This is a genomic window from Vibrio nitrifigilis (assembly GCF_015686695.1).
Taxonomy (GTDB): domain Bacteria; phylum Pseudomonadota; class Gammaproteobacteria; order Enterobacterales; family Vibrionaceae; genus Vibrio; species Vibrio nitrifigilis.
Window position 1 is genome coordinate 1 of sequence record NZ_JADPMR010000007.1, and the last position, 12,696, is coordinate 12,696.

Genomic DNA, 12,696 nt, shown 5'->3' on the forward strand with positions numbered 1-12,696 from the left:
ACTTACCTGTGATTCGCCAGGTGTGCGATCGAGTGGGAGTGATGAAAATGGGCACATTGCTAGAAACTGCATCAACAGAGCAGTTGTTCACCAATCCACAGCATGAATACAGCCAGCACCTAATCTCTCTGATGCCGGAATTTACCGGTTTAAGAGAATCAGTTAAGGCCTCTTAATTGAGGTCTTAAGACACTCACGTGAGTGTAACACTTAGAAAATTATTAGATAAAAAAGCAAATACAAACAACTAGGGACACAATCCCGCATAAGGAGTTATGCAATGAAAACCATGAAAAGCAAGATAGCCTTGGCGCTGGTCGCTGCAGGCCTAAGTTTTGCTGCTTTAGCCGCAGATATTACCGTTGCTTATGATGCTGACCCAGTTTCTCTTGACCCTGAAGAGCAGCTATCTGGTGGTACGTTACAACTTTCACACATGGTATTTGATCCACTAGTTCGTTATACCAAGATATGCAATTTGAACCTCGCCTGGCTACAAGCTGGGAACGTATTAATAAAACAACGATGCGTTTCCACTTGCGTAAAGGGGTAAAATTCCACTCGGGTAACGACTTTACCGCAGACGATGTGGTGTGGACATTTAACCGTCTAAAAAACGTCACCAGATTTAAAGGTATCTTTGACCCATATAAAGAGATGGTGAAAGTGGATGATTACACTGTCGATCTCGTTACAAAAGGTCCATACCCTCTAGTTCTGCAAAACGCGACTTACATTTTCCCAATGGACAGCAAGTTCTATAGTGGCAAAACTAAAGATGGCAAAGATAAAAGTGCAATCGTAAAACACGGCAACTCATTTGCTTCAACTCATGTTTTCAGGGTACTGGTCCATTTGAGATTACTTACCGTGAGCAAGGTGTTAAAACTGAATTCAAACGTTTTCGATAATTACTGGGATAAAAAATCCAAGGGTAACGTAGACGATCTGACTTTGGTGCCAATTAAAGAAGATGCGACTCGTGTTGCTGGCGCTTCTATCTGGTGATGTAGACATGATTGCACCGGTTGCTCCTAGTGACCAACGCCGCGTTAAAACAGCCCCTGGTATTAACTTGGTGACCATGTCTGGTACTCGTATCATCTCTTTCCAATTGAATGAAGCGTCCAACCCTGCATTGAAAGATAAACGTGTTCGCCAAGCAATTGCTTACGCGATTAATAATGAAGGTATTGTTAAGAAATCATGCGTGTGTTTTGGTACCCGCTGCTGCACAACAAAGCCCGAAAGGTTATGCGGGTTATAACCCAGATTTAAAACCTCGCTATGATCTGAAAAAAGCGAAAGAATTAATGAAAGAAGCGGGTTACGCAAAAGGCTTTAGCCTTTCTATGATCGCACCAAATAACCGTTACGTTAACGATGCGAAAATTGCTCAAGCGACTGCCGCTATGTGTCGAAAATTGGCATCAAAGTTGACCTGAAAACCATGCCTAAAGCGCAATACTGGCCTGAATTTGATAAATGTTCAGCAGATATGCTGATGATTGGTTGGATGTCAGATACAGAAGATTCGGCGAACTTTACTGAATTCTTGACCATGACTCGTAACGAGAGAAACAGGTAAAGGTCAGTACAACTGTGGTCACTACTCAAACCCAGAAGTTGATAAGCTGATTAACGACGCTAACGTAGAAACGGATCCTGCGAAACGTGGCAAAATGCTACAAAAGTGGAAGCTGTACTTTATAACGATGCAGCATTTATCCCTCTACACTGGGAAAACCTAGCTTGGGCGGCGAAATCTTCATTAGATATTAAACCTATCGTTAACCCCAATGAACTTCCCTTACTTCGGTGATTTAGTCGTTAAAGAAAATAACGTCTAACACTGCTTACACGGCTTTCTAGTGAAAGCCATTGGGCCTGTCTAAGAAGTTAGATAGGCTCAAGTAAGGTTTTGGTGCTTAGCTTTGTTTCAGTCGGGCTAAGTGCCATTTTTGAGGCTGAATTGCTTTGTTTTGCTGCAATGCGCAGCAAAAGTCATGGATAGTTTAAGGGGCAAGGAATGTTTTCGTGTCTGGTCAAGCGCCTGTTTCAGGGCACTGATAGTGATGTTTGTGAATCAGTATAGTGGCGTTTGCCATTCAAGATAACTTGGGGGATCCGCTACGTGAATTAGTGGGTCAATCGGTGTCTGATGCCGAACGGCAGGCTCTGCGCGATGAACTTGGTCCTTAACGATCCATTCATTACCAAATATCACCGTTTTATCGTGGGTGCTTTGCACGGCGATTTAGGTACTTCTTATTTCTATAAACGCCCTGCGTTAGATGTCATTTTAGATAAGTTGGTAGCAACTCTTGAGTTAGTGTTTGGAGCTTCCATCATTATCATTGTGCTCTCGATACCGCTCGGGGTTTATTCAGCAATACATCCTAAAAGGTGGCTGACGAAAGTGATTATGGCAGGAAGTAGTATCGGGATATCCATTCCTGTGTTTTTAAACTGCCATTCTCTTGATGTATGTATTCTCTATTGAACTTGGCTGGTTGCCGTCTTATGGGCGAGGTGACACAGTAAATGTATTAGGTTGGCAATCGGGTTACTTTACGAAAGATGGGCTGCTGCATTTAATTTTGCCGTGTGTGTCACTCGCTTCTATTATGCTGCCTCTTTTTATTCGTTTAGTACGCTCTGAAATGCTGGAAGTATTGAGTTCCGAATATATCAAATTCGCACGAGCTAAAGGGTTAGCCACCAATAAAGTTCATTATCAACATGCATTAAAAAATACGCTTCTTCCGGTACTGACAGTGGGTGGTGTGCAGCTTGGTTTGATGGTGGCTTATACCATTTTGACCGAAACAGTATTCCAATGGCCAGGTACAGGCTTCCTTTTCCTTGAAGCGGTTAACCGCGTGGATACACCATTGATAACCGCTTACGTTATTTTTGTTGGCCTGATCTTCGTGGTAACCAATACCATTATCGATTTGTTATATGGGCTAATTAACCCAACCGTTAATTTAACAGGGAAAGGAGCATAATCATGAGTAATTTGCGAAACGCTGAAGAACAATCCTAAAAACCGCTCACATACCGGTCATTTTCCTAACGGCTAAGTCTGAAACAATCGACATGAAGAAGGGCTTTGAACTGGGAGCCGTGGATTATATCACTAAGCCTTGTAACCCCGACATTCTTAAAGCACGAGTCGCTACCCATACCAAACTTAAACTTTCTAAAGATGCTTTAGAAGAAAGGGTAGATACCTTAGTTGAAAATGCGCGTTTACGTGAAGATGTTGAACCGTATTACACGTCATGATTTAAAAAATCCTTTATCTGCCATTATTGGTAGCTGTGAGGCTATTTTGAATGACAAGTGGGTGCCTACTGTATGAGTTCGGTTGAAAACATACGAGAAGCTTCCATGTCGATGTTAGGCATGATCAACCGTACGCTCGACTATATATAAATTGAGGCGGGTATCTATCGCCCCGAAACTAGAACGTGTCAACTTAGCGGAACTGATGCATCGCATGGTTAACAGTTTTCGTATGCAGGCGCAAAACCGCACAATCAATATTGTGTATCAAGCACCAAGTGATTGTATTGCGTTGGCAGAAGAGATGTTGTGTATCTCTATGTTTGGTAACTTGCTGAATAATGCTGTTGAGGCATCGCCAGACGGTGAAAATATTTATGTGACCACCAATCAGGTCGGTGATGTGTGTGAAGTATCGATCAACAACGTTGGTGAAATTCCTCAAGAGATTCAAACAACGTTGTTTGATAAGTATGTGACGGCAGGTAAGCAAGGCGGTACAGGGCTGGGTACCTATTCAGCTAAACTGATGGCCGAGACGCAAAAAGGGCGCATTCGCTTTGATACTAGTCCTTATGAAGGGACGACCTTTTACGTTCAACTGCCCATCGCCTAAGACACTATTTGAGCGGTAGGCTTGCCTACCGCCTCATGCTCTGTTCACTGTTGCGGCGCCTATTGTTTACTTATCGATAATTTATGTATCGATATTAATGACATAACATAGGCTCTGCCTTGTAGAAAGACACCACAAACGCCGCAAAAACTCTTAAATAGACGCTAATGAATAGTCGGATTGAGTAAATCCGCTAATTGCTTTAGGTCCATTTTGACCAACCATAAATAACGTGGTTGTTTGAGTTCCTTAGGCACTGGGACTTTAAAAATGGTATCGGTATGTGCAACCGGAAACTGAATGCTCGCAGGCCAGTGATTCTCTTTATGCGTGAGTTGCGCTGATTCGGCAATTTCTAAATGCAGTTGTGGGTATGTCATGGTTCCCTCTCTTAATTACTAACGAACATGCGTCATGGACATGGTGAGTCAGATGGTGATTCATCAAGAGATGCACGCGAAAACGAATGAGTCGTTTGAGTGACGCTATCGGTAAAATTGCTTTAAATTGTTTCTCCCTCTATTCATCATAGTCTCAGTTCTCTATGTAAAAATGTTATCTATTCTTCAATTAACAATTTCTGTATACCCAAGTAACCTCAATATGCTGTTTCAGCGGGAGTGGTTTCGCTCTTAGGTAACTCACTGATTTGAAGACATAGTCATTTCAGTAAGGTCTTAAAAGATATATAGGGACGTTTGCGAGTAGGTTCAAGTGGCAGGAGATAAAAAATCAGGCTTTGACCTCAAGATGAAACACTGAGTTCTGCATCTTGAGGTCACTTGGGGGATAACTGTGATACCAGCGTGATATCAGGATTAAAGCATCACTAAGCTGGCGGTGCCGAGAAAGGCAAAAAAGCCAATTACGTCAGTCATAGTGGTAAGGATAACCGAGCCTGCGAGTGCTGGGTCGAGTTTAAATTTGTCTAATAAAATCGGAATGATCACACCAAAGAATGCAGCCGTGGCCATATTAATAACAATCGCTAATGCGATGGTTGAGCCCAGAACTGCAGATTGAAACCACAATCCAGCGATTCCACCAATAATGACCGCCCATATCACACCGTTAATTGATCCAATACTCAGTTCATTTTTAAGTAGCGCAAATCGGTTGCCCTGTGTCACCTGATTGAGTGCCATGCCACGGACCATTAAGGTTAAGGTCTGGCTACCAGCGATTCCTCCCATCGATGCCACGATCGGCATTAATTACAGCCAGAGCGACAACTTTCGAGATCACATCTTCAAACATTCCGATGGTCATCGAAGCCAGAATCGCGGTGAGAAGGTTAATACCTAGCCATAAGCCGCGTTTTTTTGTCCCTTTAATGACCGGTGTGAATAGGTCATCACCTTCGTCCATACCGGTACCAGCCATTAAGCGGGCTTCGTAAATTTCACGTTGAGTATTGAGCGCAAATTGCCAATCAACATGCCCAACTAGTGATTCGTTTTCGTCGACGACAGGCACCACAGGGACATCAGAATGCTCGATGGCATCAATCGCATCAGTAATCGATTGGTGGGCATTCAGTGTCACTAATTCTGTTTGGGCTAGTGTTTTTAATTGACTGATTTCAGGGGCAGTCACGATATCGCTATAGAGCACCATGCCACGGAATTTTTTCGCGCGGTTGGTCAAGTAAACGTATTTAGGCGTTTCAAACTGGTATTTATCGAGTAATACCTTAGCGCGCTTTACGCTAATACCAATCGGTAGAGTAAATACTTTTTGCTCAGCCCAACGACCAATTTCTTCATCGCTATATTCTTTGGCGCGGTCATAAAGTTCTAATTCAATCGCGACTGATTAAACGCATCGCATCCGCGATGATCTCTTCTGGTAACGAATCTGCCCACTCAATCAAGGAGAGGTTATCGAGTTTAGCCAGTGTCAGTTTTAATTCTGCTTCAGAGAGCGCATTGATGACCGAAAAACGCACTTCCGAACGCATTTCTGTCAGTACTGGGATATGTAACTCTAGGGGAAGGTTGCGCCCACATTCTGACACGTTGCTCAACAGGAAACGCTTCTAATAGATTCGCTAACGAGCCTTCATCTAGGCCACTATCGACCATCTCATTAAGTTGAACTATTTGCTGTTGTTCATCAGCTTGCGCCAAGCGCGCTATCAATAACGACACATCTTGATATTCGTTCAACGTAAGACTCCCATATATTTCTAAGTATCACTGTAGGCGTTTATTTAGCGTTGGCTAACATGCTATAAGTTTATGAGAAACACAATAAAAATTTATGAGTCTCATTATAAATACTGTCGGTTGAAGGGTAGTGTATTCGTTGTCTATCACGCCTGATCAGTATCACAAATGATAAAAAGCCTCGGTAAGAGTGACCAAATAAAGGTTTTCGTTCTTAAAAATTCGAATGAGGTTCATTACCGAGGCATCAGTTGTTGGTCGTTAAATACCGTGTGTATGCGTGTATAAACTAGTGGGGATCGTCTAGGTGGTCTGGTGGGAGGGTTAAAATAAGGTTTTCATGGCTAACTTCTGGGGCATTCATCATGCTAGATAAACGTTGTAATGAAGACAGTAACAAGGTTTGCTCCCATTTAGGAAGTGACTGAAATTTATTAATAAAATCATCGTGGAGTAATTGTGGTGCTTTATTAAGAATGGTTTCTCCAGGTTCCGTGATTACTGCGTGTACTTTTCGTTTATCAACGGTGTCACGTTGGCGCGTAATAAACCCACGTTTTTCTAGGCGATCGAGAATGCTTGTTGCTGTCGCCTGACTCATGTTCGTCTCTTTAGATAATTGACGAATGGTTAATTTCGGCGATTGTTTAATCGCACGCATTAACAATAACTGTGGGCTCGTTAAGCCAAAGTCTTTGTTAAGCTTTTTTGAGCGTAAATCAATTGCTCGTATGATTTGTCGAATAGAGACAAGTACTTCTTCGTGAATATCCAACGTAATCTCCCATCACTATGGGGCTAACGTATTAGCCCCATTTTCTCATCACGGATTATTTTGCGGCTTGTTTTGCAGCTGCAATCCAAGAATTAAACAGTTTTGGTGAGCTTTGAATCCAACCATTTGCGTGCGCTTCGATATCACGCTCAGAATTATGTCCTTGAGACATCATCATATTTTCTGCGTTAACATCGTTGATGCTCAGCTTCATCACTTCAAAAAGTTTTGCAGCAGCAGGGTTCGCTTCAGCAAATTTCTTATTCGCCACGATGTGTTCTACGTTCATTGGGAAACCGTAGTTTTTACCATTAGGAAGAGCGGTATCCGCATTCGGTTTTCCTGCAACTGAAGAGAATGGAACTTGTAACCAAACCACGTCTTTCCCTGGAACTAAAACGCCACTTACCCAATAAGGGGTCCATGTGTAATAAAAGATCGGTTGACCTTTTTTATAACGAGCAATGGTATCGGCCATGATGGTTGAGTATTGGCCTTGGTTATGCTCAACCGTTTTGCGCAGTTTGTAAGCATCAAGCTGATGTTCAATCGCCGTTTCACAGCCCCCAGCCTGGGTTACAACCGGATAAATCCGCTTTGCCATCGCCATCGGCATCAAACAGTTTTGCGATCTTAGGATCTTGGAATTGTTTGATATTGGTAATGTGGTACTTATCCGCGGTTTTTTTATCGATTAAATAACCTTGCGCCGCACCCGTGATGTAAGTCCCTTTGCGGTAAAAGGCCTTATCACCGCCTGCTTTCTGGTATTTGCCATCATGCAGAGGTTCCCAGTTAACCGTTAGGTACGTGGCGTCACCTTCAGCAACCGAGGTGTAAGCCACGTTGTAATCCACTTCTTTGGTTGGTTTTACATCATAACCGAGTGCTTCCATCGCTTTATTGACGATAAGAGTCTGAAAAGTTTCTTCAGCGATGGTGGATTGAACAGGTTGAACGGTAACACCTTCTCCGGGCAACCTTCGCAGCCCAAGCCGATGCAGACAAGGTAGCACTGACAGCGATGCTCGATACGAGTAGCGTCTTCCATGCATTCTTCATTGTTATTCTCCTAACATTGTGTGCAGTCGGGCCGCAGAAACGGATAGACCTGCAGCCCTTGAATAAATTATTTTTTTGAACGGAAAAAGATTGAAATAGGGCCACTGTGGTACCAACGAGATTTTTGGTCACGGTTGTTTTCCCCTACTTTCTGCGTAATACGGTCGAGTAGAATCGCCAGAATAACGATACCTAAACCACCAACAGCAGCCAGACCCATATCAAGACGGCCAATGCCGCGTAACACCATCTGACCCAAACCACCTACTGCGATCATAGAAGCGATGACGACCATGGAAAGCGACAGCATAAGAGTCTGGTTTACGGCCTGCCATGATCGTTGGCATTGCGAGCGGTAATTGGGATGCGATAGAGCATCTGTTTTGGGCTTGCGCCGAAGGAATGGCCTGCTTCGATTAATTCTTCTGGCACTTGCTGAATCCCCAAAATAGTTAAACGCACAATCGGTGGCAGCGGCGAAAATAATCGTCACGACGACGCCAGGTACGTTACCGATACCAAATAGCATCACGATTGGCACCAAATAAACGAATGCTGGGGTTGTTTGCATTGCATCAAGTAGCGGGCGTATCACTTTGGCTGCCCGTTCGCTTCTCGCCAGCCATATTCCCATGGGTAAGCCCGATTAACAAGCAGAAAAGACCGAGGTTCATCACCAGAAGCGAGCGTCACCATCGCTTGATCCCAGCGCCGATGAGGCCGATTCACAATCAGTGATATAAAAGAAGCTACCCCCATTTTTCGACCAGCAAACTGCCAAGCTAACAAGGCCAAAATGACTAGCATAATAGGCGCTTGGTGTTGAAACTAATGCAGTTTGGAAACGAACTTAGAATGAGATCGATCGTACACGAATCGCTTGGAAAACCGGACGTCCATGGCTAACGAGCCAATTAAGCGCTGTTTCTACCCAATGATCGAAAGGAATGATGGCATCGCGAAATGGGTGCCAAAAGCTAAATGGTTGCTGGAGCCGCATTGTTTAGCCAATCAGCCGCAGGTTGCGCAGGACGATGCCGCTGCGGTAGTGGAACCCCATGGATCTGATGAAGCTGCAGATGAAGCGGCTTGTGTTGCTGCACCCCATGGATCAGAGGCTTGTGCTGCATGGTTGCATTTTCAACAGTCATGATTACTCCCCTATCTAATGTCTGTAACAATCGCGATTTTGTAATAACGCCGTAATAATTCTCCCTCTTCGTCCACAAACCGGTACCGGATAGGGTACGTCAGCCACATGACCAATTAAGTCACTGACTGATACGGTTGGATCGATAGTTTTTATTTCAGGAAGTAGGGCGCTGGTCAGCGAGCGTTGTTCTTTATTTGCGATATTTAAAGATTCGAGAGAAACAATGCCGGAGAATTTATTGGTTTTATCAACCACGATACCGTAATCACGATCGTTATCGCCAAGGATCTGCATTGGCGGCGGCTGGGCCGTCGTTATCATGTTTTCTAAATACCGCGTTAGGGCGTTTACGAGCGATATCTTTGGCTGTAAACACACTCGCAACGTTAACACCGCGGAAAAAGGATTCAACGTAATCGTTGGCCGGGTTGTGGAGAATTTCATCCGGTGTCCCTACCTGAACAACGACGCCATCTTGCATAATTGCAATTCGATCGCGATACGCATCGCTTCGTCTAAATCGTGGGAAATAAATACAATGGTACGTTGGTCATCGTTTTGTAGACGCAGTAATTCATCTTGCATCTCAGTGCGAATTAATGGGTCAAGTGCCGAGAATGCCTCGTCCATTAATAATATATCTGGGTCGTTAGTGAGCGCTCGGGCAAGACCAACACGTTGTTTCATACCGCCAGAGAGTTCGTCTGGATAAGAATCACCATTAGCGCCTAAACCAACGCGTTCTAATGCAGCGTTGGCTGCAGCGTGGCGCTGTTGTTCTGCCACTCCGGCCAGTTCAAGACCAAACGATGCATTTTCTAATACCGTCATATGGGGCATAAGCGCAAAGTTTTGGAATACCATTGCAATGTTTTGCCGGCGAACCTGTCGCAATTCCTCGGCCGAAATTTTTGAGATATCACGACCGCGTAATAACACATCTCCACGGGTCGGTTCTATTAAACGATTGAGTAAACGAACTAGGGTCGATTTGCCGGAGCCGGACAGCCCCATAATAACGAAAATTTCACCTTCATTGATGGTCAGAGATACATCTTTAACCCCGACGGTAAGGCCAGTTTGTTCGAAGATTTGGTCTTTATCTAATCCTTTTCTCCAATAAGAGGAAATGCCTCGTCAGGTGTTTCTCCGAACACTTTGTAGAGGTTCTTCACTTCTAACATGGTCGACATGGTTAATATCCTTTGTTGTCTTTATTGTGCACTGCCTCATGCAACAAATATGCATAGTACACTAAACATTATTTTTTCCTATTTCAAGTCCCAAGTGTTTGAAGTTAAGCATGTTATGGTGATAAGTATTTGATATTAAATGATAATAAATTTATGTTAAACACTAAAATTTTATTTGAGGTGGAATGTTTTGAGGCGAATGTAGTTTATTGGCTAAAGCTAAAAATGCGCTTGATATTTAACCAATTTTACCCTGTTTTTAATGAGGGGGAAGGGGGGATTGTGGCGCTAAGCGTTGTGGAAAATGGCTCTTAATTTAGATAACACTAAAAACGTGCTAGATTGTTATGTGTACGATAGATCTAACCCAATAGCACATCCTTAGAATGAGAACTTCATTAGCGGTATAGTCCTATATTGATAGGTGAAAAAGCCCCAGTGGATGGGGCTCGTTTTCTTTAATGAAGTGGTGCGATCCTGTGGGATTATTTCGCTGCTGCTTTGGCTTGTTTTATCCAAGAATCAAACAGTTTTTGGTGCGCTTTAATCCAACCGTTTGCATGTGATTCCATGTCACGTTGAGGAGTTATGGCCTTGTGCCATCATCATATTTTCAGCACTAATATCATTGATGTTGATCTTCATGATGGCAAACAGTTTTGCAGCGGTCGGATTATCAGCGGCAAATTGCTTATTGGCAGCAATTTTCATTGAATTCATTTGGAATCCATAATTTTTACCATTAGGCAAATTTGGTATCGACATCACTGCGATCACCTGGAAGCGCAGAAAATGGTACTTCAAGCCAAACCACATCTTTTCCCGGAACCAAGACGCCACTTACCCAATATGGAGTCCAAGTGTAATAAAAATGGGCTTCCCTTTTTTATATCGAGTAATGGTGTTGGCGATAATCGCGGAGTATTGACCTTGACTCATGTTCAACGGTTTTGCGTAGCCCATAGGCATCGAGCTGATGTTCAATCACGCCTTCACAACCCCCAACCGGGATTACAACCAGAGAGGTTCGCTTTGCCGTCACCATCGGAATCAAATAGTTTGGCCAGTTTTGGGTCTTTGAGCTGAGCGATATTGGTAATGTGAATTACTTTTTCAGCGGTTTTTTTATCGATCAAGTAGCCCTGTGCCGCACCGGAAACAAGATCGCCTTTACGATAGAACTTTTTATCGCCCCCGGCTTTGGCGTATTTACCGTCGTGCAGAGGTGTCCAGGTTAACCGCCATGTAGGTCGCATCTCCCGCAGCGATGGAAGTATAGGCCACGTTATAATCCACTTCCTTGGTCGGTTTTACCGTATAACCAAGTGCTTGCATCGCTTTGTTGACGATTAAGGTTTGGAATGTTTCTTCTGGTGTAGTTGATTGTACAGGTTGGACAGTAATGCCTTTACCTGGTAAATCAGCGGCTAAAGCCACCGATGAAGACACAGCGCATATTGCCATTGAAGTAGCAAATAGCGTTTTCCCATGTGTGAGTCATGTGATTCTCCTAAGAGTGATAAACATTAGTACATGAAAGGTAACCGTACTAGAGTGAGATAAATGTTAATAGGTCTAATAATTTAATGTTAACGAGAAAATGATTTTTTGACTTTATTTAACCAATAAAGTGTTTTGCAATCATAATTTCATCTCAATATTAGAAAATTAAGCATTTTTATCATGTTGTTATTTATTAGAACCCTAAACATTTAAGGAGAGGGTTTTCAAGTCATAAACAGATCTAAATAAGGAAAATATGATGTAAATCGATTGTTTGACTTGTAAACAAAAAGGATAAAAAACGTAGAATTTCACAGTTAGTGCACTGGAAAGCATAAGCAGAAGATTTATGGTTATGGAAAGTGATTCATTGATAACACCGATTTTATAAAGACAGCTTTAACCGGCCAACCCGTTGAGGAATAATACGTGATAAGGACGTTTATTAGTAATTTTAGGTAGTGTGGTACTGACAACGTCTGTTGCGTTTGCAGCGAATAGTGATAGTACACATAATGCAGCACAAACTCAGCCTAAATCCAGCCAGAAATCATCGTCATACCAACAATCTCCTTATTAGATCGACCATTAGTCCGAAAGTTATATTTTAAATGAGCTGAAATCATTACGGACCGATCAGCAAGATCTAGAGCGCCGTCTTACTGTGGCAAATCACAGATCGGGAACTTTCTGTTGCCGATAAATCAATGAATTATGCCAATGTCACGGTGACGTATTTCTTCTATATCATTGCGGGTGTTGCTTCCTTGATTGCTTTGATCGGTTGGCGTTCGTTACGTGAAGTAAAAATCAACACACGTGAGATGGCAGATAAGCGCTTAAATAAAATTGCCCAAGAATACGAGAAGAAATTCTTAGCATTAGAGCGCGATTTGAAACGTAAAACTCGTATCATCACTGAAAACAACCGCGAA

6 protein-coding genes and 9 pseudogenes are annotated in these 12,696 nt (G+C 43.0%); 8 read left to right on the forward strand and 7 right to left on the reverse strand.

Features of this window, described 5'->3' with window-relative positions; all coding sequences use genetic code 11:
- The 7 genes and pseudogenes from I1A42_RS24385 to I1A42_RS24405 all read left to right on the forward strand — a co-directional run.
- Window positions 1-176: pseudogene (locus I1A42_RS24385) on the forward strand (ABC transporter ATP-binding protein); the annotation flags it as partial.
- A 104-nt stretch (window positions 177-280) separates the two neighbouring features.
- Window positions 281-553 (forward strand): hypothetical protein, encoded by a 273-nt coding sequence (locus I1A42_RS24930; RefSeq protein ID WP_230389933.1) that lies wholly within the window; start codon window positions 281-283, stop codon window positions 551-553.
- Window positions 526-1,008 carry an ABC transporter substrate-binding protein gene (locus I1A42_RS25115; RefSeq protein WP_268982086.1) on the forward strand — a complete coding sequence of 161 codons (483 nt, stop codon included), beginning with the start codon at window positions 526-528 and terminating at the stop codon, window positions 1,006-1,008. Before I1A42_RS24930 ends, I1A42_RS25115 begins: the two co-directional genes overlap by 28 nt.
- Before the next feature lie 7 nt (window positions 1,009-1,015).
- Window positions 1,016-1,445: pseudogene (locus I1A42_RS25120) on the forward strand (ABC transporter substrate-binding protein).
- A 584-nt stretch (window positions 1,446-2,029) separates the two neighbouring features.
- A pseudogene (locus I1A42_RS24395) lies at window positions 2,030-3,011 on the forward strand (ABC transporter permease).
- A gap of 49 nt (window positions 3,012-3,060) precedes the next feature.
- Complete coding sequence (locus I1A42_RS25255) at window positions 3,061-3,291, forward strand: response regulator (protein WP_196125797.1); 231 nt, start codon at window positions 3,061-3,063, stop codon at window positions 3,289-3,291.
- 214 nt (window positions 3,292-3,505) lie between these two features.
- Window positions 3,506-3,907 carry a sensor histidine kinase gene (locus I1A42_RS24405; protein ID WP_196125795.1) on the forward strand — a complete coding sequence of 134 codons (402 nt, stop codon included), beginning with the start codon at window positions 3,506-3,508 and terminating at the stop codon, window positions 3,905-3,907.
- A 164-nt stretch (window positions 3,908-4,071) separates the two neighbouring features.
- Here I1A42_RS24405 and I1A42_RS24410 read toward each other — a convergent pair whose 3' ends face one another.
- From I1A42_RS24410 to proX (I1A42_RS24440), 7 genes and pseudogenes are all read right to left on the reverse strand, one after another.
- A complete protein-coding gene (locus I1A42_RS24410) occupies window positions 4,072-4,287 on the reverse strand; it encodes a hypothetical protein (RefSeq protein WP_161158344.1) in 216 nt (71 codons plus the stop codon).
- Window positions 4,288-4,725: 438 nt separating this feature from the next.
- Window positions 4,726-6,075, reverse strand: a pseudogene (locus tag I1A42_RS24415) (magnesium transporter).
- Window positions 6,076-6,364: 289 nt separating this feature from the next.
- Window positions 6,365-6,850: a MarR family winged helix-turn-helix transcriptional regulator gene (locus tag I1A42_RS24420; protein ID WP_161158342.1), complete on the reverse strand. Its 486-nt coding sequence runs from the start codon at window positions 6,848-6,850 to the stop codon at window positions 6,365-6,367.
- Between the two features lie 55 nt (window positions 6,851-6,905).
- Window positions 6,906-7,912, reverse strand: a pseudogene (proX, locus tag I1A42_RS24425) (glycine betaine/L-proline ABC transporter substrate-binding protein ProX).
- A 67-nt stretch (window positions 7,913-7,979) separates the two neighbouring features.
- Window positions 7,980-9,028: pseudogene (proW, locus tag I1A42_RS24430) on the reverse strand (glycine betaine/L-proline ABC transporter permease ProW); the annotation flags it as partial.
- A gap of 41 nt (window positions 9,029-9,069) precedes the next feature.
- A pseudogene (proV, locus tag I1A42_RS24435) lies at window positions 9,070-10,258 on the reverse strand (glycine betaine/L-proline ABC transporter ATP-binding protein ProV); the annotation flags it as partial.
- A 485-nt stretch (window positions 10,259-10,743) separates the two neighbouring features.
- Window positions 10,744-11,722 (reverse strand): annotated as a pseudogene (proX, locus tag I1A42_RS24440) (glycine betaine/L-proline ABC transporter substrate-binding protein ProX).
- 576 nt (window positions 11,723-12,298) lie between these two features.
- On the opposite strand from proX (I1A42_RS24440), the pseudogene I1A42_RS24445 reads away from it, so the two are divergent.
- A pseudogene (locus I1A42_RS24445) lies at window positions 12,299-12,696 on the forward strand (hypothetical protein); the annotation flags it as partial.